The 18969-nt window shown below is 73.4% G+C and carries 19 protein-coding genes; 10 read left to right on the top strand and 9 right to left on the bottom strand.

What is annotated here, in order from left to right; all coding sequences use genetic code 11:
* Nucleotides 1-59: 59 nt before the first annotated feature.
* Complete coding sequence (gene dapE, locus ACZ6RC_RS09205) at nt 60-1151, bottom strand: succinyl-diaminopimelate desuccinylase (RefSeq protein WP_391139378.1); 1092 nt, start codon at nt 1149-1151, stop codon at nt 60-62.
* A 29-nt stretch (nt 1152-1180) separates the two neighbouring features.
* On the opposite strand from dapE, the gene ACZ6RC_RS09200 reads away from it, so the two are divergent.
* Nucleotides 1181-2164 carry a hypothetical protein gene (locus tag ACZ6RC_RS09200; protein WP_453613518.1) on the top strand — a complete coding sequence of 328 codons (984 nt, stop codon included), beginning with the start codon at nt 1181-1183 and terminating at the stop codon, nt 2162-2164.
* Nucleotides 2165-2473: 309 nt separating this feature from the next.
* Nucleotides 2474-2926, top strand: coding sequence for an ATP-binding protein (locus ACZ6RC_RS09195; RefSeq protein WP_453613515.1), 453 nt, complete (start codon nt 2474-2476; stop codon nt 2924-2926).
* Nucleotides 2927-3005: 79 nt separating this feature from the next.
* On the opposite strand, the gene ACZ6RC_RS09190 is transcribed toward ACZ6RC_RS09195, so the two are convergent.
* Both ACZ6RC_RS09190 and fdxA read right to left on the bottom strand, forming a co-directional pair.
* The gene (locus ACZ6RC_RS09190) at nt 3006-4112 is read right to left on the bottom strand and encodes a bifunctional succinyldiaminopimelate transaminase/glutamate-prephenate aminotransferase (protein ID WP_391139381.1); all 1107 of its coding nucleotides are present in this window, start codon (nt 4110-4112) and stop codon (nt 3006-3008) included.
* 84 nt (nt 4113-4196) lie between these two features.
* Nucleotides 4197-4517, bottom strand: a complete 321-nt coding sequence (gene fdxA, locus ACZ6RC_RS09185) for a ferredoxin (RefSeq protein ID WP_003985062.1) — start codon at nt 4515-4517, stop codon at nt 4197-4199.
* 112 nt (nt 4518-4629) lie between these two features.
* Here fdxA and ACZ6RC_RS09180 point away from each other — a divergent pair, with 112 nt between their 5' ends.
* The 4 genes from ACZ6RC_RS09180 (at nt 4630) to ACZ6RC_RS09165 (ending at nt 8749) form a co-directional block, all read left to right on the top strand.
* Nucleotides 4630-5631: a GNAT family N-acetyltransferase gene (locus tag ACZ6RC_RS09180; RefSeq protein ID WP_469580322.1), complete on the top strand. Its 1002-nt coding sequence runs from the start codon at nt 4630-4632 to the stop codon at nt 5629-5631.
* Nucleotides 5628-6461: a transglutaminase family protein gene (locus ACZ6RC_RS09175; RefSeq protein ID WP_469580318.1), complete on the top strand. Its 834-nt coding sequence runs from the start codon at nt 5628-5630 to the stop codon at nt 6459-6461. Before ACZ6RC_RS09180 ends, ACZ6RC_RS09175 begins: the two co-directional genes overlap by 4 nt.
* 108 nt (nt 6462-6569) lie before the next feature.
* The gene (locus ACZ6RC_RS09170; protein ID WP_391139677.1) at nt 6570-6893 is read left to right on the top strand and encodes a GatB/YqeY domain-containing protein; all 324 of its coding nucleotides are present in this window, start codon (nt 6570-6572) and stop codon (nt 6891-6893) included.
* Nucleotides 6894-7060: 167 nt separating this feature from the next.
* Nucleotides 7061-8749, top strand: coding sequence for an alpha/beta hydrolase (locus ACZ6RC_RS09165; protein ID WP_469580315.1), 1689 nt, complete (start codon nt 7061-7063; stop codon nt 8747-8749).
* A gap of 64 nt (nt 8750-8813) precedes the next feature.
* Here ACZ6RC_RS09165 and ACZ6RC_RS09160 read toward each other — a convergent pair whose 3' ends face one another.
* Together ACZ6RC_RS09160 and ACZ6RC_RS09155 are read right to left on the bottom strand one after the other, a co-directional pair.
* Complete coding sequence (locus ACZ6RC_RS09160) at nt 8814-9089, bottom strand: DUF397 domain-containing protein (RefSeq protein ID WP_469580312.1); 276 nt, start codon at nt 9087-9089, stop codon at nt 8814-8816.
* Nucleotides 9061-9900, bottom strand: coding sequence for a helix-turn-helix domain-containing protein (locus tag ACZ6RC_RS09155; protein ID WP_469580309.1), 840 nt, complete (start codon nt 9898-9900; stop codon nt 9061-9063). Before ACZ6RC_RS09155 ends, ACZ6RC_RS09160 begins: the two co-directional genes overlap by 29 nt.
* Nucleotides 9901-10016: 116 nt before the next feature.
* Between ACZ6RC_RS09155 and ACZ6RC_RS09150 the strand changes: the two genes are divergently transcribed.
* The 3 genes from ACZ6RC_RS09150 (at nt 10017) to ACZ6RC_RS09140 (ending at nt 12680) form a co-directional block, all read left to right on the top strand.
* Nucleotides 10017-10241 carry a hypothetical protein gene (locus ACZ6RC_RS09150; RefSeq protein ID WP_391139387.1) on the top strand — a complete coding sequence of 75 codons (225 nt, stop codon included), beginning with the start codon at nt 10017-10019 and terminating at the stop codon, nt 10239-10241.
* Nucleotides 10242-10530: 289 nt separating this feature from the next.
* The gene (locus tag ACZ6RC_RS09145) at nt 10531-11109 is read left to right on the top strand and encodes a phosphoesterase (RefSeq protein WP_391139388.1); all 579 of its coding nucleotides are present in this window, start codon (nt 10531-10533) and stop codon (nt 11107-11109) included.
* Nucleotides 11106-12680, top strand: a complete 1575-nt coding sequence (locus tag ACZ6RC_RS09140) for an alkaline phosphatase D family protein (protein WP_469580305.1) — start codon at nt 11106-11108, stop codon at nt 12678-12680. Before ACZ6RC_RS09145 ends, ACZ6RC_RS09140 begins: the two co-directional genes overlap by 4 nt.
* A gap of 94 nt (nt 12681-12774) precedes the next feature.
* On the opposite strand, the gene ACZ6RC_RS09135 is transcribed toward ACZ6RC_RS09140, so the two are convergent.
* The 4 genes from ACZ6RC_RS09135 to ACZ6RC_RS09120 all read right to left on the bottom strand — a co-directional run bounded on the left by ACZ6RC_RS09135 (nt 12775) and on the right by ACZ6RC_RS09120 (nt 16626).
* Nucleotides 12775-14973 carry a hypothetical protein gene (locus ACZ6RC_RS09135; protein ID WP_469580302.1) on the bottom strand — a complete coding sequence of 733 codons (2199 nt, stop codon included), beginning with the start codon at nt 14971-14973 and terminating at the stop codon, nt 12775-12777.
* 173 nt (nt 14974-15146) lie between these two features.
* A complete protein-coding gene (locus tag ACZ6RC_RS09130) occupies nt 15147-15491 on the bottom strand; it encodes a DUF6113 family protein (protein WP_453613496.1) in 345 nt (114 codons plus the stop codon).
* Between the two features lie 8 nt (nt 15492-15499).
* Nucleotides 15500-16390, bottom strand: a complete 891-nt coding sequence (gene mshB, locus ACZ6RC_RS09125) for an N-acetyl-1-D-myo-inositol-2-amino-2-deoxy-alpha-D-glucopyranoside deacetylase (protein WP_469580298.1) — start codon at nt 16388-16390, stop codon at nt 15500-15502.
* A 41-nt stretch (nt 16391-16431) separates the two neighbouring features.
* The gene (locus ACZ6RC_RS09120; protein WP_137993529.1) at nt 16432-16626 is read right to left on the bottom strand and encodes a hypothetical protein; all 195 of its coding nucleotides are present in this window, start codon (nt 16624-16626) and stop codon (nt 16432-16434) included.
* Nucleotides 16627-16792: 166 nt separating this feature from the next.
* Between ACZ6RC_RS09120 and ACZ6RC_RS09115 the strand changes: the two genes are divergently transcribed.
* Entirely contained in the window at nt 16793-18964 is a 2172-nt protein-coding gene (locus ACZ6RC_RS09115) for a S9 family peptidase (protein WP_469580295.1), read from the top strand.
* The last annotated feature ends 5 nt before the right edge of the window (nt 18965-18969 follow it).

Here is an 18969-nt window from a genome sequence, read left to right as displayed (position 1 = left end):
CGATCCACTGATCTTCTGGTTCGGTCAGGGTAGGTCCCCAGACGTGACAAAAAGCGAAATTACGCCTGTCCGTCAGTGAGCCAGTCGCGGAGGCGTGTCTCGCAGTGCCGGATCCGCTCGACGATCACGTGCTCGTCGCGCTTGTGCGCGTACAGAGGGTTACCGGGGCCGTAGTTGACCGCGGGCACGCCGAGGGCGCTGAAGCGGGAGACGTCCGTCCAGCCGAACTTGGGCTGGGCGGTGCCGCCGACGGCCTCCATGAAGGCGGCCGCGGCCGGGTGGGAGAGGCCGGGCAGGGCGCCGCCGCTCTCGTCGTCGACGACGATCTCGGCGACGCCGCAGTCGGCGAAGACCTCGCGGACGTGGAGCAGCGCCTCGGCCGGGGAGCGGTCGGGGGCGTAGCGGTAGTTGACGACGACGGTGCAGGCGTCGGGGATGACGTTGGTGGCGACGCCGCCCTCGATGCCGACGGCGTTGAGCCCCTCGTGGTACTCCAGGCCGTCGATGACCGGCTTGCGCGGCTCGTAGGCGGCGAGGCGGGCGAGGATCGGGGCGGCGGCGTGGATGGCGTTGGAGCCCATCCAGGAGCGCGCGGAGTGGGCGCGCTCGCCTTCGGTGCGCAGGTGGACCCGGAGGGTGCCCTGGCAGCCGCCCTCGACCTGGCCGTCGGAGGGTTCCAGCAGGACGGCGAAGTCGCCCTCCAGCCAGTCCGGGTGGGCCTCGGCGACCTTCCCGAGGCCGTTGAGGTGGGCGGCGACCTCTTCGTTGTCGTAGAAGACGAAGGTGAGGTCGCGGTTGGGCGCGGGGACGGTGGCGGCGATGCGGAGCTGGACGGCGACGCCGGACTTCATGTCGGAGGTTCCGCAGCCCCACAGGATGCCGTCCTCGTCGAGGCGCGAGGGCACGTTGTCGGCGATCGGGACGGTGTCGATGTGGCCGGCGAGGACGACCCGCTCGGCGCGGCCCAGGCGGGTGCGCGCCACGATGTTGTTCCCGTGCCGGTCGACGGTGAGGTGGGGCAGGGTGCGCAGGGCCTGCTCGATCGCGTCGGCGAGCGGCTTCTCGGTCCCGCTGACCGAGGGGAAGTCGACGAGTGCGGCGGTGAGCGCCGGCCCGTCCAGCGTGAGGTCGAGGGGAGCGTTGTCAGCCATGTGCCGACCCTAACCCGGCCTCCAGTACGGTGGGCCTCGTGTCCGAGTCCGCCTCCTTCCCCGGCCGAAACCGCACCTCTCGCCGTCGTGGCCGCGTCGCCAGGGCCACGGCCGGCTTCGCCGTGCTGCTGGCCGTGGTCGCCTATGTGGCCGTGCACTACGTCATCGGGGGCGGCGGCCCCGCGCGGTGCAGTGTGGGCACGGGCGAGAACACGTACGAGTTCACGCCGGAGCAGGCGGCGAACGCCGCCACGATCTCGGCGGTCGGCACGACCCGCGGGATGCCGGAGCGGGCGGTCACGATCGCCCTGGCGACGGCCTTGCAGGAGTCGGCGCTGCGGAACATCGCGCACGGCGACCGCGATTCGCTCGGTCTCTTCCAGCAGCGTCCCTCGCAGGGCTGGGGGACCGCCGAACAGATCCTGGACCCGGTGTACTCCTCGGGGAAGTTCTACGAGGGCCTGGAGAAGGTCCCGGGGTACTCGCGGCTGCCGCTGACCGTGGCGGCGCAGAAGGTGCAGCGCAGCGGTTTCCCGCAGGCGTACGCGAAGCACGAGCCGGACGCGGCGCTGCTGGCGGCCGCACTGACGGGCCGTTCGGCCGCGGCGCTGAGCTGTACGACGGGTCCGGCGCGCGACGGGCTGCCGGGCGATCCGGTGAAGGTGCGTGCCGAGCTGGTGCGGGACTTCGGTGAGAAGGCGTTGCCGGAGGCGGGTCTGGGCGGCGCGGGGAGCGCGGGCGCGCGGGCGGGTGCCGGTCCTGCGGAGCTGGCGGTGCCGGTGCGGGCGGCGGCCGGTTCGCGGGAGCGGCGCGGCTGGGAGCTGGCCCACTGGGCGGTGGCGCGGGCGGACGGGCTGCGCGTGGTGGAGGTCGCGTACGCGGGCAAGGTGTGGCGCGCGGGCGAGGCCCTGGGCGGCTGGTCGAAGACGGGCGATGCCCCCTCCGGTGGTGCCGAGGCCGCCTCCGGGACGGATTCCGTATTCGGCAGCGTCCGAATTCGCCTCGCACAGTAGCCGGTCATCCGTACGGGAATTCACTCGTCCGTGGCGGATACGGGGAACGGGCACCGGGTCATTCACCGGTCGCCGCGCGGGCCTTGGCGCGTCCTTTCATGTCACGGCAATGACCTTGCGGGACAAGGGAAGTGACGGTTCGGCAGCGTTTGACGCAATGACGTGTTCGCCCGTTTTCCTCCCCACCCGACAATACGACGCATTGCCAATTCTTTACCTTCGGCCGCCGCAACCTCTCCCTCCCCCCGGGCGGTTGTCACTGCGTCCGAACGCCGGACACCGCAATGTCCTCTCCGTCGAAGGAGCACCATGTCCCTCCCCCTGACCCGTCGGATCGCCCGCGCCGCCCTCATCGTCGCGGCCGGAGCAGCCCCCGTGGTCGGTGCGGCCGGCTCCGCGAGCGCCGTGGACCAGAGCCTCGCGCCGACCGGCGCGCTCTCCGGCATCAGCTCGCTCGACGGCGCCGGAGTCGGCAACGCCGTGGACGGGGCCTCGCAGACCGCCACCGGTGTCGCCGGTGACACCGGCAGCAAGGCCGTCGGCAAGGCCGTCCCGGCCGCCGGCAAGACCGTCGGCACGGCCGGCAAGACCGCCACCCCGGCCGCGCAGAAGGCCGCGGGCGACACCGCGGGCAGCGCGGGCGAGATCCTCGGCGAGACCGCCGGCTCGGCCACCGACAGCGCCCCGTCCACGGGCGCCCTCGGCGAGACCCTGCCGACCCAGGGCGTGCCGTCCCTGGGCGGCCTGCCGCTCGGCGGCTGACCGCCCGCGCCCACGGGCGCACGACGAGGGGCCCCGGGGAGCGCTGCTCCCCGGGGCCCCTCGTCGTGCGTGCCGGCCGTCAGCCGAGGCGCTTGACCGCCGCCTCGACGCGCTCGTCGGTGGCGGTGAACGCCACCCGGACGAACCGCTCCCCCGCCGCGCCGTAGAAGTCGCCGGGCGCGACCAGGACGCCCTTCTCGGCGAGGTACGCCACCGTCTCCCAGCAGGGCTCGTCCCGGGTCGCCCACAGGTAGAGGCTCGCCTCGCTGTGCTCGATCCGGAAGCCGTGCGCCTCCAGCGCCGTCCGCAGCGCCGTGCGCCGGGCGGCGTACCGCTCCCGCTGCTCGGCCACGTGCGCGTCGTCGCCGAGCGCGGCGACCGTGGCGGCCTGCACGGGGGCGGCCGTCATCATGCCGCCGTGCTTGCGGATCTGCAGCAGCTCGCCGAGGACGGCCGCGTCGCCCGCGATGAACGCGGCGCGGTAGCCGGCCAGGTTGGAGCGCTTGGAGAGCGAGTGGACGGCGACGACGCCCTCGTACGTACCGCCGCAGACGTCCGGGTGCAGGACGGAGACCGGGTCGGCCTCCCAGCCCAGCTCCAGATAGCACTCGTCGGAGAAGACGAGGACGCCGTGCTCCCGCGCCCAGGCCACGATCCGGGTCAGTTCGTCCTTGCCGAGGACCTTGCCGGTGGGGTTGGACGGCGAGTTGAGCCACAGCAGCTTCAGACCGGCGGGGTCGAGCTCCGTCGGGTCGTCGTACACGACCGCCTCGGCCCCGCAGAGCCGTGCGCCGACCTCGTACGTCGGGTAGGCCAGGCGCGGGTAGGCGACCCGGTCCCCGGCGCCGAGGCCGAGCTGGGTGGGCAGCCAGGCCACCAGCTCCTTGGAGCCGACGACCGGCAGCACGTTGCGGTGGCCGAAGCCGACCGCGCCGAGGCGCCGCTCGCACCAGCCGGTCAGCGCGTCCCGCAGCTCGGTGGTCCCCCACACCGTGGGATAGCCCGGGGAGTCGGCCGCCGCGACCAGCGCCCGCCGGATCAGCTCCGGCACCGGGTCGACCGGCGTGCCCACGGACAGGTCCACGATGCCGTCCGGGTGGGCCGCCGCCGTCTTCTTGTACGGCTCCAGCTTGTCCCAGGGGAAGACCGGCAGGCGCGATGAGACGGCGCCCGAGACTGCGCTCACGAGATGGCTCACTTCCTCGTACGTACGGAGAACGCGTCGGTCCCGTACAGCGGGCGAGGCCGTACGGGACCGAGGGCGGTTCGATCAGCCGTTCTGCGGCGGCAGAGCGGCGATGAAGGGGTGGTCACGCTCGATCAGGCCGAGCTTGGAGGCACCACCGGGCGAGCCGAGCTCGTCGAAGAACTCGACGTTCGCCTTGTAGTAGTCCTTCCACTCCTCCGGGGTGTCGTCCTCGTAGAAGATGGCCTCGACCGGGCAGACCGGCTCACAAGCACCACAGTCGACGCATTCGTCCGGGTGGATGTACAAGGACCGGGAGCCCTCGTAGATGCAGTCGACGGGGCACTCCTCGATGCATGCCTTGTCCTTGACGTCGACACAAGGCTGCGCGATGACGTAGGTCACGCTGTCGTTCCTCCTCGGTAGGGCTGGTCTGCGCGGGAGCGCGGCGTCGTCGATGCCCGCACCTAGTATCTCCGTTCTTGGGGACGATCCGAACAGGAGGGCCGGAGAAGCCGTGGAATTCACCGCCGGAGGGCGCCTTGAGGTGCGTATCACTCACGCTGACGTGGGGAAACGTGTCTCAGTTCGGTACGTGACGGACTCGGGCGGTCCCGGCGCGCGGTTCACCGACGCGGTCGGCGTGCTCACATCATGGGACGCGGGTGTGGTGCTGATCACACGACGGACCGGCCAGAGCGTCCGGATCGCGGAATCCGCGCTGGTCGCGGGCAAGGTGGTGCCCGCCGCGCCGGCCCGCAGGCGGGGCCCGGCGACCTCCTTCGAGGAGCTGGCCCGGGTCACGGCGCGCGCCTGGGAGCCGGTGGAGAGCGAGCGGCTCGGCGAGTGGACGCTGCGGGCGGCCGCCGGATTCACCCGGCGGGCGAACTCGGTGCTGCCGCTCGGCGAGCCCGGCCTGCCCCTCGACTCCGCCCTCGCGCGCGTCCGTGCGTGGTACGCGGCGCGGGAGCTCCCGGCCTACGTCCAGACGGCCACCGGCGCCGAGGGGACGCAGGAGCTGCTCTGCGCGGAGCTGGAGGAGCGCGGCTGGCGCCGGGAGGTCTCGGCCGAGGTACGGACCGGGGGCCTGGCGCCGGTCGCCGACCTCGACGCGGACGTCTCCCCCGTCGCGCTCTCCCGCTCCCTGGACCCCTTCTGGCTCCACCGCTACCAGCGGTTCGGTGTGCCCGGCCCCCATGTGCTCACGGTCCTGGAGAGCGGCCCCCGTGTGTGGTTCGCCTCCATACCGGGCACGGGAGACATACCGGCGGCGATCGGACGGTGTGTGGTCGACGGCCGCTGGGCCGGGTTCATGGCCGTGGAGGTCGACCCCGCGCAGCGGCGCCGGGGCCTTGCCACGTCCGTCATGACGGCGCTCGCCCGGAAGGCGCTGGACGAGGGCGCGTCGGCGGCCTGGCTCCAAGTGGAGGCGGACAACGCCGGCGGCCGGGCACTGTACGAAGGCATGGGCTTCGCGGTCCACCACCACTACCACCACTACCGAGCGGCGGAGGCGTGAGCGACGTGACCGACTGGCGGCGGGAGTTCGCGCAGGAGGCCCGGGCGCGACGGCCGGATCTGGCGCGGCTCTGTCTGCTGATCGGCGCGGAGGCGGACCCGGCGGTGACCCGGCACGACCTGGACTCCGCCGAGATCGAACTGGACCGCCTGGCCGGTCTCCTGCCGTACCGCACGCGCGGCGCCGGCGCCGACGCCTGGGTCGCGGCCCTGGAGGAGCTCCTGGGCCGCGAGTGCGGCTTCCAGGGCGTCCCGGCCGACTACCAGCGACTGGACTCCTCCCTGCTGCACGAGGTCCTGCGCCGCCGCCGGGGCCTGCCGATCCTCCTCTCCGTGGTGTGGATGGAGGTCGCCCGCCGGGCGGGGGCGCCGGTGTACGGCCTCGGCCTGCCGGGTCACTTCGTCGTGGGCTTCGGCGACCCGGCCGAGCAGGTCTTCGCGGATCCATTCGCCGGGGGCCGTGCGATGACCGGAGTCGACGCGGAACTGCTGGTCGCGGGCGCCACGGGCGCGCCCCTGGAACCGTCGATGCTGCGCCCCGCGGACTCGCTGGAGATCGTCCAGCGCATCCTGAACAACATCCGCGCCTGGGCCTCCCCCCGGCCGGAACGTTCGGAGGTCGCCCTCTGGGCGGTGGAGCTCTCCCTGCTGCTCCCCTCGCACCCGGCGCGCCTGCGTTACGAACACGCGGAGCTGCTGGTGCAGCGGGGCGAGTTCCAGGCGGGCGCGGCGGAGATGGAGGCGTACGCGACGATCGTGGACGCGGTCGAACCGAGCGCGGCCGCCTCGATCCGCCACCGCGCCCAGGCGGCCAGGGCCCTGCTGAACTAGGGCGTGCCCGGCCCCGCGGGCGATATCGCGTTGTGGGGTCCCGGGGACCGGCCTAGGGTCACCGGCATGTCTCTGCGTCTCCGTATGCGTCAAGCCCTGCCGGAAGCGATGCGCGCCCGCGACAAGGCCGCCGTGAGCGCCCTGCGCTCCACGCTCGCCGCGCTGGACAACGCCGAGGCGGTGCCGCTGTCCGAGGACCGGCTCCGTGGCACGGCCCTGGAGGCGTCCCCCGCCGGCGTCGGCGCCACCGAGGCCGTGCGCCGCGAGCTGACCGAGCGCGCGGTGCTGGACGTCGTACGCGCCGAGGCCGCCGAGCGCCTGGACGCCGCCGAGCAGTTGACCGCCCCCGCCCACGCCGACCGGGCGGCACGGCTCCGCGCGGAGGCGGAGGTCCTGCTCCGCTTCCTCGACGGCCCGCACCACACCCCCTAGGAGGGTGTCCGCGGCCTCGCCTCCGGACGGGACGAGACGGCCGGTTCGGCCATCCAGCCGCAGCCGACTCGTGCGGGTTCCCGGGGTGCGGTGCCGTGGACCTGGATGCGTGCCGACGTCCCCGAGCGCCGGGCGGCGGGCCCGCGTCCGGAAAGGCGGGACAACCCATGCCCATACCAGGAGCGGCAGCGCGCCGCCGAGGTTACGTCGCCGTCGTCGCCGCGCTGGTGACCTGCTCGGCCGCCTGGGCCGGCCAGGGCCCGGCCGTGGCCGGCGGGGCTCCCACCCCGTCGCTACCCGCCCCGGAGCCGAACTGGAAACCCTGCACGGAGGGCAGCCCGTTCGACTGTGCGGCCGTGAGGGTTCCTCTGGACTACGACGACCCGGGCGGCCGCGGCATCGAGCTGGCCGTGGTCAAACGGAAGGCGACCGGCCCCGGCCCGCGGATCGGCACCCTGTTCTTCAATCCCGGCGGGCCCGGCGGGCCCGGAACGGTCCAGATGCCACAGAACTACGAGTCCTTCCCGCGCGAGGTGCGGGAGCGGTTCGACATCGTCAGCTGGGATCCTCGTGGCATCGGCAGCAGCACCGCGGTGAACTGCTTCGGGAGCCCCGAGGAAGCCGCGGAGTGGAACGCGAGCAAACCGGCGGGCTTCCCGGTCGGGGAGAAGGAGCGAGCGGCGTTCAGCTCCGCGTACGCGGAGCTGGGCCGGCGCTGCGAACAGCGCGCCCCCGAGCTCCTGCGCCACGTGTCGACCGCCGACACCGCCCGCGACCTCGACCAGCTGCGCAGGGCGGTGGGCGACGAGCAGCTCACCTACTACGGGATCTCCTACGGCACCTACCTGGGCGCCACCTACGCGAACCTCTTCCCCCAGCGGGTCCGCGCCATGGTCCTCGACGCCAACTGGGATCCGCGGGCCTGGACGGACAACGCCTCCGACGCGGTCCCACGAACCACGGCGTTCCAGCGCCTGGGCTCGGGCCGGAGCGCCGCGGCCGCCGTGGACCGGTTCCTCACCTTGTGCGGATCCACCACGACGGCCCGCTGCGCGTTCTCCGCCGGCACCCCGCAGGCGACCCGGGACAAGTACGAGCGGCTGCTGGAGCGGCTTCGAAAGGAGCCGGTGGGCACGTGGACCTACGCGGGAACCGTGGCGGACACGGTGAGCAGCCTCTACGTCGTCCAACCCGGGGCCACGCAGCTCGCCGGCAGGCTGCAGGACCTGTGGCAGGGCCGCGTCCCCGAGCCCTCCCCGCCTCCGCCCCCGCCGCCGGTCGCCCAACCGAATCCGTACCTGGGCGAGGAGCAGAGCACGGCGGTCGTCTGCGGTGACAGCCCCAACCCCCGGGACGCGGACGCCTACCGCACGCTGGCGGACGCCGCGGCCATCGGCGCGGGGGACACCGGGCGCTTCTGGGTCTGGGCCTCCGCGGGCTGCGCAGCCTGGCCTGCGATCGTCGAGGACCGCTACCGCGGCCCGTGGAACACGCCGACGGCGAACCCCATCCTGGTGGTCGGGAACACCCACGACCCCGCCACGCCCCTGTCGGGCGCACAGGCCATGACGAAGGAGCTGGCCAACGCCCGCCTGCTGACCCAGGACGCCGTCGGGCACACGGCCCTGTTCAACCCGAGCACTTGCGTCGACGCCCGGACGAGCCGCTACCTCGTCGACGGAACCCTCCCACCGGTCGGCACCCGGTGCCGCCAGGACGCGCCCCCCTTCGCGGCACCTGAGTTGGCCGCGACCGGCGGTACCACCACGGCCAATCTCGCGGGCCTCGGCGCGGCCCTCCTCCTCACCGGAGGCGCACTGCTGCTCGCCCTGCGCAGTCGGCGCCGCGACCGCTGACACCCCCGACGCGTACGGACCCCGCCCACGCCCTCGCGTGGCGGGGTTCGGCCCCCTTCGGCGCCTAGCCCTTCACCCCGCCGACGAACGCCGCCCAGGCGGTGGCGCTGAAGACCAGGGCGGGGCCGGTGGGGTTCTTGCTGTCACGGACGGGGACGTGGGCGGAGCAGGCGGCGTCGTTGACTTCGAGGCAGTCGCCGCTGTTGCCGCCGCTGTAGGAAGACTTCCGCCAGGCGTCGCTCACCTCGAGGCAGTCGCCGCTGTCGCCGCCGCTGTACGAGGACTTGCGCCAGCCCGGGATCACCGAGGCGTCAGGGATGCTGGTCGGTGCGTGCTGCATGCTCGTATTCCTCCGCGACGGACCTGATCAGAGCCAGCGACTCGCGATGGGACAGCGCGTCGCCCAGAGCGTGATCGTAGGCCACCTGGCAATCCCGTACCACGGCCGGATCCTCCCAGACCCGCCCGGACTTGAGGCCTTCCACATACGCGATCGGCGGCTGATCCCCGAACCACATCAGCTTCACCTCGCCTTCGATCAGCGCGTGGTAGCCAGCTGCGAATGGCAGCACATGTACGCGGATGCGGCGGTTCTCCCCTAAGCGCCCGATGTGGCGAAGCTGCTCGCACATCACCACCGGGCCGCCGACGTGCCGCCGCAGAACGGCCTCGTCCAAGAGGGCCCACACCACCGGAGAGTCGAAGTTCTCCAGTATCCCGGCTCGCTCCAGCCGTGTGACGAGGAGCCTGTCACGCTCCTCGTCGCTCTTCGGCGTCGAACCGGAACTCAGGACTTCCTTGGCATAGGCCCCGGTCTGGAGGATGCCCGGTACGAGCTTCGGGGCGTACTCCCGGATCACAATCGCCTGGCTCTCGAACTCCAGCGCCTCCGCGAAGTGTTCCGCGACCTTCTTCCCGTCCAACGTCGGCAGGAACCGCTCGAAGAAGCCCCCCGCGTCCAGCACCTGGTCCAGGCGTCTCGCGTCCGCCACGTCCGGGCGACGGCGGCCCGCCTCCATGTGGGCCAGGTGGGTGCGCGAGATGATCGTCAGTTCACTCAGGCGCTCCTGGGTGAGGCCCGCCGACTCCCTTCGGCGTTTCAGCTCTTCACCGTATTTTCGGCGCGACTCCGGATTGTCCTCGATTGCCATGGCCAACTCCCCGACGTGCTGGTCGCGTTGTCACGGGCGAACCCCTGTCGAGCGTAACGTGATCCACGCCACTGTGTGACCGGAACAACACACAGAGCGAAAGGGCTCAGCACGTAATGGAAACCCCCCACGGTCCGGGCGACTTCGTCGCCCATACCGGAACCGACGTCTACGGCCCCGGGAAGGTCATCGGCGTGGACGGCGTCCACCGGCGTGTGCGATTCGTGCACTTCGTGGCGACGATCCGCGCCGACGACCTCCGGGCCGCCTCGCCCCGCGAGACGCGCGAGATGCAGGACTGGCTCCGCGAGAAGCGCCGGCGGTACGGCGGCGAGTGGTGATGACGCTGCGCGTCTCGCGCGACGGCGGGCGGACCTGGTCCGCCACGCGGACCTTCACACCCCGGCGGGGAGAGGTGCCGGTCGAGTCGGCTCTCCGCTATCCGCCGTGCCGCTGCCCCGCCTGCCTCGTCGCGCCGACGCGGAGCCTGCGGGCGGGCGGGTAGCGGTTCGCCGCGCGCGAGTTGTCCGCGCCACCCGGCACCGCTGTTCGCCGGGGCGTCCACGACGGTTCACCGGCGACTGCTGCGATACACGCGCCATGCGAACGGCGCACGATCGAGGAGGTCGAGTGAATCTCGTAGTCAACGGCGACGCGGAGAGCGGACCCGGCGGGACCGCCCGGCCGGTCACCGCCGTGACCGGCTGGGAGGTGCGGGAGGGAGCGCCCGCGCTCGTCGCGTACACCCTGGGCGGTGGCTATCCCGGACCGGCGGACCCCGGGCCCGCCGACCGGGGAGGCAGGTTCTTCTCCGGCGGCGACAGCCCCCGTACCGCCCTCGTGCAGGACATCGCCCTGCCCGAGCGGGGCTCCACGGGCCGCCGGGCCGTCGACACGGGGAGCGTGCGCTACACCCTCGCCGGCTGGCTGGGCGGCTACGCGGCGCAGGAGGACGGCGCCAGGCTGTCCGTGGAGTTCCGGGACGCCCAGGGGACCCCGGTCGCGCTGTCCGTGCTCGGCCCGGTGACGGCCGGCGAGCGGCTCTCCCGTACCGCGCTCCTGGAGCGCACCGCTACCGCCACGGTGCCGCCCGGCGCCCGCACCGCGCGGGTGCTGCTCGTCTTCACCCGCAGCGGCGGCGGGACGTCCAACGACGGTTACGCCGACTCCATATCGCTCACCTTGCACGCCACCGGGGGACGCTCGTGACCAGGCTCAACCGCCGCGATCTGCTCAAGGCGGCCGGGGCCGCCGGCGCCCTGAACCTCGCCTGGCCGCTGGCCGCCGGGCTCTCGCCCGCGCAGGCCCTGGAGGCCGCCCGGGCGCTCGGCGCCGACTACGACCCGGCGCCCTTCACCCTCGGCGTCGCCTCCGGCGACCCGCAGCCGCACAGCGTGCTGCTGTGGACCCGGCTCGCCCCCGAGCCGCTGGCCGCCGAGCAGAGCCTGCCCGAGATCGTCGAGGTCGACTGGGTCGTCGCCACCGACCCCCGGCTGCGGCAGGTCGTCGCGCGCGGCACCGCGCCCGCCTCGGCGACGCTCGGGCACAGCGTGCACGTCCCGGTCCCGGGGCTCCGCCCGGGCACCCGCTACTGGTACGCCTTCACGGCGCTGGGCAAGCGGAGCCGGACCGGCCGCACGCGGACGGCGCCCGTCGGCCGCGTCTCCTCCGTCCGCTTCGCCGCCGCCAACTGCCAGGCCTTCCACGACGGGTTCTACGCCGCCCATCGGGGCATCGCCCGCGAGGACGTCGACTTCGTCGTCCACCTCGGCGACTACATCTACGAACACGGGCAGGTCGGCGGCGTCCCGGCCGACCACGTCCGCGACCACGAGGGCCCCGGGGTCTTCACGGTCGCCGACTACCGCCGCCGTCACGCCCTCTACAAGGGCGACGCCTCCCTGCGCGAGGCGCACGCGGCCCACCCCTGGTTCCTCACCTGGGACGACCACGAGGTCGTCAACGACTACTCCGGTACGGGCGGAGGCGCGCCGTTCATGCGGCGGCGGGCGGCCGCGTACCAGGCCTGGTACGAGAACATGCCGCACCGCGACGGCGGCGCCGGCGTCTCGGCCGGGCTGCCGGACCCGGAAATCCACCGGGTGCGCCGCTGGGGGGACCTGCTGGAGCTGACGGTGCTCGACCTGCGCTCGTACCGCTCGGCGCAGAACCTCGCCGACGGCACGATCCTGGGCGCCGGTCAGAAGTCCTGGCTGAAGGGGACCGTCGACCGGGCCCCGGACTCCTGGCACGTCTGGGCCAACTCGATCATGCTCAGCCAGCTGCGGCGGAGCCCCGGCGGCTCCTACATGTTCACCGACCAGTGGGACGGCTTCCTCGCCGAACGGAAGGAGGTCCTCGGCCATGTGCACGACTCGGGCATGGAGGACCTCGTCGTCGTCACGGGCGACTGGCACTCGGCGTTCGTCGACGACATCCGGCCCGACTTCGACGACGTCACCTCGCCGGTCATCGGCACGGAGTTCACGGCCCACTCGGTCACCTCGGGGGCGTACGCGCCGAGCTGGAACGCCGCGAACGGGCCGGTCATGGGCGCGGCCAACCCGCATCTGAAGTACTTCGAGGGCGACCGCTACGGCTATGACGTGTACGAGGTCACCCCGGAGCGGTTCAGCGCCCACATGCGGGTCGTCGACGACCGACGCGACCCGGCGTCCCGCGTCTCGACGCTGACCACGTTCCACGTGGACCGGGGGCGGGCGGGGTCGTACGAGGACCCGGCGACGAGGAACTCCCCGGCGCAGTACCGCCGGGACTGAGACGCCGAAGCGCCCGTCCCGCCGGTCGTGACCGGCGGGACGGGCGCCCGTGTGCTGCCGGTGGTGGGCCGGTCGGCCGTGTCGGGAGCGGCGGTCAGCCCTGCCCGTCCAGGTCGATGACCTTGGTGCGTTCGGCCTGCGTCTTGCCCACCAGGGCGTCGCGCATCGCGAAGGCGACGTCGTCGGCGGAGACCTGGTGCTTCTTGCCGTCCCCCTTGGTGATCATGATGCCGTCGAAGACGCCGTCGAGGAGCTGGTCGATGGCGTTCTTGTCGTAGACCTCCACCAGGCGGCCGTCGACCGGCTTCATGGAGAGGATCTTCGGCAGGGACTTCGCCGGGCCGAACTGGATGCTCTTCGAGCCCGCCTTGATCGTGATCAGGCCGGACATGGCGGGCTTGGCGAAGGCGTTCATCGCCCGGTCCAGCTCGGCCCGGGTGATCGTGGGCTGGCGGGTCGTGACGGGCAGCTCGACGGTGTTCGGCCGGCCCGTCTGGACCTGGGCGCGGTACGCGTCCTTCACCGAGATCATGGAACGCGCGACGTCCACGCCCTTGCCGGGCTTGCCCTCGACGGCGGTGACCTTGCCGGGGGCGAAGACGATCGTGCCCTCGGTCGCCGAACCGGAGGCGCCGGCCACGTCCTTGAGGGCGACGCTCAGCTTCTCCTCGTCGACCGGGAGCACCGGCTCGGCGACGCGCTCGCCGCCGAAGAGGGTGCTGATGACGGAGACGGGGTTGTAGTCGCTGCCCGCGGCGCCCCGGACGGTCTCCTGGCTGTCGAGTGAGAGGCCCGCCTTGTCCGGGGCCAGCTCGACCTTCTTGCCGTCGACGCTGAGCTGGAGGGGGGCGGCGGCGCGCTGGCCGAGGGCCGCCTCCAGCTTGTTGACGGCCTCCTCGCGCGTACCGCCGCCGATGTCCACGCCGAGGACGGTGGTGCCCTTGGGGACGTCGGAGTGGTTGAGGAGCAGACCGGCGCCGTAGGCGACACCGGCGAGACCGACGACGCCGAAGGCGAGGAGGGGCAGCTTGGAGCGGCCCTTCTTCACCGGGGCGGGGGCGGGCCGGGTCGCGGAGGACGGGCGGGCGGGCTCGCGCGCCGGGGCCGGGGCCGCCGGCCTGCCGGAGGAGGCGACCTCGGGGGCAGAGAAGCCCTCGGGGCCCCGCCGGGCCGGGTCGGGGCCCGAGGGGACGACCGGGATGCCGCTCGTGAGCGTGTCGCCCGAGACGTGGCCGCCGTCGGCCGGGGCGCCCGAGCCGGGGCCCTGCGGGGTGAGGACCGCCGTGTCGTCGGACATGCGCGGTGCGCAGGGGAACGCGGGGTCGCCGTGCGGGCCGGCCGCGAAGGGGTGCGGGGTCCCGGTGTGCGGGTCCGCGGCGAGCGGGTTCCCCGCGTGCGGGCCTTCGGCGAACGGGTGCGGGACGGGCGGGGCCAGGGGGTTCCCGGCGTACGGGTCCGCGCCCCTCGCGCCGTGGTCCGGCACGGGGCCTGCCGACGGGCCCGCGCCCGGGCCGGACATCGGGCCGGTCATGGGGCCGGTCGTCGGACCGGTGGGGGGCTGCGGGGCCTCGCCGCCGTAGCCGCCGCTCTCGTCGAGGGGCGGGGTGGCGAGGTACATCGGCGTGCCGCCCGGCGGGGTGGCCGCCATCGAGGAGCCGCCGACCGTCGGGATGCCCCCGGTGGCGGGACCGGCGAAACCGGAACCGCGCGGGCCGCCCGGCTTCCCCGACGGTCCGGGCGTCCCGGAGGCGGGGGTCCGCGGGCCGTTCGGGCCGCCCGGCGCCGGGGCCCCGGGGCCCGCGGGCCCGGCGGGTGACGACGGCGCCGCGGGCGCCGCGGACTTGCGCGGGGCGAACCAGTCGCTGGTCGGCCTCTCCTCCGCCTTCGCGGGCTCGGCCGGCGCCGGAGCGGGCTCCGGCTCGGCGGGCGGGGCGGGCGCCGGAGCGGGGGTGCGGGACGCCGCGGCCTTCCCGCCGCCGTCCCCGGACGGGTCCGAGGGGGCGGTGTCCGAGGCCGAGTCCCCGACGGTCTTGCGGACCACCACGGGCGGGATCGGACGCGAACCCGGAATGTTGATTCTGATCCGGGTCGTCAGCGTCGTCTCGGTCTTGGGCTCCTCGGGCTGCGGCCGCACGGGCGCCGCGGGACTCTCCTCCGCCGCGTCCTGCGTCGGATGGAGCGACGGATACTGACGGGATCCGTACGGCGGTGTACCCGAGGGGTACGCGGCTCCACCGCGCCCCTGGGCGCCGGAGGAGGAACTGTCAGTCTCTCGACCAGTTTCACGACTCAAAGCAGGATCTCCCGGTTGGCTCCGCCGCCCGCTCTTGCTGATGCTCGTATACCCGGGCGGTTCGGCGGCGCGCACCACCATACTGTCCGCCGCCGGCACATAGCGGACGGCCTGGCGCCGAGCTACGGTCATTCCGGCCGAAGTCCGGGCACCCTCCGCTCAAGTCGGCCTGTTCACGGGGCCGGTCGCGGCAGCCGCCCCACCGTGGCGCACATCACAGCGATGGCCATGCCTCCCAGCAGGTAGAGCATCTCGGCGAAGCCTCCCGCGAAGAGGCCGTCGCCCTCCGGCCGTCCGAGGCTCAGCAGCACGACGGCGGCCAGCCAGCCGGCCGCCGGGGCGACCACCCCGAGCTGACGGTCGGTGGCGCGCAGCCCGCCGTAGAAGAGGCCCGCGACGCCGAGCAGCCCGGCGAGCAGACCGCCCGGAAACCACGCGTTCTGGACGAGCGCGCCCGCCGCGGCGACCACCGCGCCGAGGACGAAGAGGAGTACGTACCAGACCACTCGTACGTTCATGCGGTCGTTCACGCGCTCACTCCGGCGAAGAGGTCGTCCTCGCGCACGCCCTCGGGGGCGCCGGACGTCCCCGCCACCAACTGGTAGTACTCCGTGGTGAGGATCGGCTGACCGAGGTTGTTGGAGAGGGCGAAGAAGGGCCCGTCCACGGCGATTTGTGTGACATGGGCACGCATCGCGGCGATTTTGCGGGCGGCCCAGACGGGATCCCCGTCGATCCGGGCGGTGATGAGCGACTCGTCGACCACGCCCGGGACGTCACCGATGTCCGCGATGCCGGGGAAGGCCGCTCCCTCCGCCCGCAGCCGGGCGAAGCCGGCTTCGGCGGCCGGCCGGGGCACGCGGTTCCAGTAGATCTTCGCGAGGGTGTGCGCGGGGCCGAGGTCGGGGCGGTAGCCGGTGTCGGCGGCCAGTTCGGCGGCGCGCATGGCGACGCGGTGGGCCTGGATGTGGTCGGGGTGGCCGTATCCGCCGTCGGGGTCGTAGGTGACGAGGACCTGCGGGCGGGTCTCGCGGATCACCTCCACGAGGTACGGGGCGGCGTCGTCCACGGCCGTGTTCCAGAAGGCGCCCGCACGGCGGTTCTGCTCCACGCCCATCATTCCGGAGTCGCGGAACCGGCCGGGGCCGCCGAGGAAGCGGTGGTCGGTGACGCCCAGCTCCTTCATGGCGGCGGCCAGTTCGCCGACGCGGTGGTCGCCGAGGCGGTCCTCCCGGTCGGGGGCGAGATGGGCGAGTCCGGGCGGGATGACCTCGCCCTCCTCGCCGAGGGTGCAGGTCACCAGGGTGACCAGCGCGCCCTCCGCCGCGTACCTGGCCATGGTGGCGCCGTTGTTGATCGACTCGTCGTCGGGGTGCGCGTGCACCAGGAGCAGACGACGGGCTGGGAGATCCGTCATGGCCCCACCCTACGAGGCGGGGCCGGTGACCAGCACGAGGCTCAGAACTTGAGGCCGCCGATCATGCCGGCGACGTTCGTGGTCAGGGTGCTGATGGACGGGGCGATGGAGGAGCTCGCCAGGTAGAAACCGAGGAGCGCGCAGACCGCCGCATGTCCCGCCTTGAGTCCGGATTTCCGGATCAGCAGGAAGACGACGATCGCCAGCAGCACCACCGCCGAAATCGAGAGTGCCACGGCGGTTCACCTCCACACTTCTTCGGTCGGATATTCGGACGGTCAGGTCAGCGAGCATGTGCCAGGAGTCCTCTACCCACCTAGCGCTACGGATCATAACTATGTGTGGCTTCGTATCCATGGTGTACGGAGGCACAGGGGGGCGCACAGCGCTAGGTTCGATCGCATGACCTCGCCGCGGCACCAGTCGTATCCCCTCTCGTTTCCCCGTCAGTACGCCCGGACCCAGCGCTTCTCCCTGGGGGCTCCGCGCGCCTTCACGGTCTCGCCGGACGGCGGGCGGGTGGTGTTCGTCCGCTCCGCCTCCGGCACCGAACGCTCGCACGCGCTCTGGGTGCTGGACCTCGACGGGGCGGCGGGCGGGGCCCGGGAGCGGGTCACGGCCGATCCGGAGACGTTGCTGGGCGGCCTGGCCGAGGAGTTGTCGGCCGAGGAGCGGGCACGGCGGGAGCGCGCCCGCGAGGGCTCGGGCGGGATCGTCTCCTACGCGGTGGACGCGGCCGTGGAGTTGGCCGCCTTCCCGCTGTCGGGGCGGCTGTTCGCCTCGGAGCTGAGGGCGGGGACGGCGCGGGAACTGCCGGTCCCGGGTCCGGTGCTCGATCCGCGGCCCTCGCCGGACGGGCGGCTCGTCGCGTACGTGGCGCGGGGCGCCCTGCGGGTGACGGGCGCGGACGGGGAGGGGGACCGGCCGCTCGCCGAGCCGGAGGACGCGCGGACGTCGTACGGTCTGGCGGAGTTCGTGGCGGCCGAGGAGATGGGGCGCGGCCGGGGCTTCTGGTGGTCGCCGGAGTCGGACCGGCTGCTGGTGGCGCGGGTGGACGAGGGGCCGGTGCGCAGGTCCTGGATCGCGGATCCGGCGCATCCGGACCGGGAGCCGCAGGAGGTGGCGTACCCGGCGGCGGGGACGCCGAACGCGGAGGTCCGGCTGTACGTCGTGGATCTGGCCGGCGAGCGGACGGAGGTCGTGTGGGACCGGGAGCGGTTCCCGTATCTGGCCCGGGTGCACTGGTCGTCGGACGGGCCGCCGTTGCTGCTGGTGCAGGCGCGTGACCAGCGCTCCCAGCTCCATCTGGCGGTGGATCCCGCGACCGGGGCGACGCGGACGGTGCACGCCGAGGAGGATCCGGACTGGCTGGAGCTGCTGCAGGGGGTGCCGGCCTGGTCGCCGGACGGGCGGCTCGTGCGCGTCGAGGACCGTCCCGGCCCGGACGGGGCGCGGGTGCTCATGGCCGGGGACCGGGCGCTGACAGGGGCGGAGCTGCACGTCCGGGCGGTCCTGGACATCGGCGTGGACGACGTGCTGGTCGCCGCGTCGGCCGGGGAGGCGGCGGCGGATCCTGAGACCGGCGAGCTGCACGTGTACCGGGTGGGCGAGCGGGGTGTGGAACGGCTCTCCCGGGGTACGGGAGTGCATTCGGCGGTGCGCGGCGGCCCGGTGACGGTGCTGGCCTCGGCCCGTCCGGACGCTCCGGGGACCGTGGTGCGGGTGCTGCGGGACGGCGTGGAGGTGGCGGTGGTCGCCTCGTACGCCGAGACGCCGGTGCTGGCCGCGCGGGTCCGTCTCACGACGGGGGGCGCACGGCGGATTCCGTGCGCCGTCCTGCTCCCCGAGGGGTACCGCGAAGGTGACGGACTACTCCCCGTGCTGATGGATCCGTACGGCGGTCCGCACGCCCAGCGGGCGGTGGCCGCGCACCAGCCGCATCTGACGTCGCAGTGGTTCGCCGACCAGGGGTTCGCGGTGGTGGTGGCCGACGGGCGGGGCACCCCGGGCCGGTCCCCCGCCTGGGAGAAGGCGATCGGGAACCGGCTCACGCTGGCTCTGGACGACCAGGTCGAGGCGCTGCACGCGCTGGCGGGGGATCACCCGCTGGATCTGGGCCGGGTGGCGATCCGGGGCTGGTCGTACGGCGGGTACCTCGCCGCGATGGGGGTGCTGCGGCGGCCCGACGTCTTCCACGCGGGGATCGCGGGGGCGCCGGTGACGGACTGGCGGCTGTACGACACCCACTACACCGAGCGGTACCTGGGGCTCCCCCAGGAGGCTCCGGAGGTGTACGCGGCGAACTCGCTCCTCACCGACGAGGGCCTGTCCGGGCTGGAGAACCCGGCCCGGCCGCTGATGATCGTCCACGGCCTGGCGGATGACAATGTGGTGGTGGCCCACACCCTGCGGCTTTCGTCAGCGCTGCTGGCGGCGGGGCGGCCCCACGAGGTGCTGCCGTTGACGGGGGTGACCCATATGACCCCGCAGGAACAGGTGGCGGAGAACCTGCTGCTGCTCCAGGTCGACTTCCTCCGGCGGTCGCTGGGCATCCGGCCCGACGAACGGGAGTGATCCCG

It is taken from the genome of Streptomyces sp. NPDC048353, from assembly GCF_055587165.1.
This window is presented reverse-complemented; position numbering and strand designations above follow the sequence as displayed.

Bases quoted from the DNA above. Each gene is read 5' to 3' on its own strand.
- dapE (WP_391139378.1), bottom strand. From the start codon at position 1,151: ATGGCTGACAACGCTCCCCTCGACCTCACGCTGGACGGGCCGGCGCTC.
- ACZ6RC_RS09195 (WP_453613515.1), top strand. From the start codon at position 2,474: ATGTCCCTCCCCCTGACCCGTCGGATCGCCCGCGCCGCCCTCATCGTC.
- ACZ6RC_RS09170 (WP_391139677.1), top strand. From the start codon at position 6,570: ATGCGCGCCCGCGACAAGGCCGCCGTGAGCGCCCTGCGCTCCACGCTC.
- ACZ6RC_RS09165 (WP_469580315.1), top strand. From the start codon at position 7,061: ATGCCCATACCAGGAGCGGCAGCGCGCCGCCGAGGTTACGTCGCCGTC.
- ACZ6RC_RS09160 (WP_469580312.1), bottom strand. From the start codon at position 9,089: ATGCAGCACGCACCGACCAGCATCCCTGACGCCTCGGTGATCCCGGGC.
- ACZ6RC_RS09155 (WP_469580309.1), bottom strand. From the start codon at position 9,900: ATGGCAATCGAGGACAATCCGGAGTCGCGCCGAAAATACGGTGAAGAG.
- ACZ6RC_RS09150 (WP_391139387.1), top strand. From the start codon at position 10,017: ATGGAAACCCCCCACGGTCCGGGCGACTTCGTCGCCCATACCGGAACC.
- ACZ6RC_RS09130 (WP_453613496.1), bottom strand. From the start codon at position 15,491: ATGAACGTACGAGTGGTCTGGTACGTACTCCTCTTCGTCCTCGGCGCG.
- mshB (WP_469580298.1), bottom strand. From the start codon at position 16,390: ATGACGGATCTCCCAGCCCGTCGTCTGCTCCTGGTGCACGCGCACCCC.
- ACZ6RC_RS09115 (WP_469580295.1), top strand. From the start codon at position 16,793: ATGACCTCGCCGCGGCACCAGTCGTATCCCCTCTCGTTTCCCCGTCAG.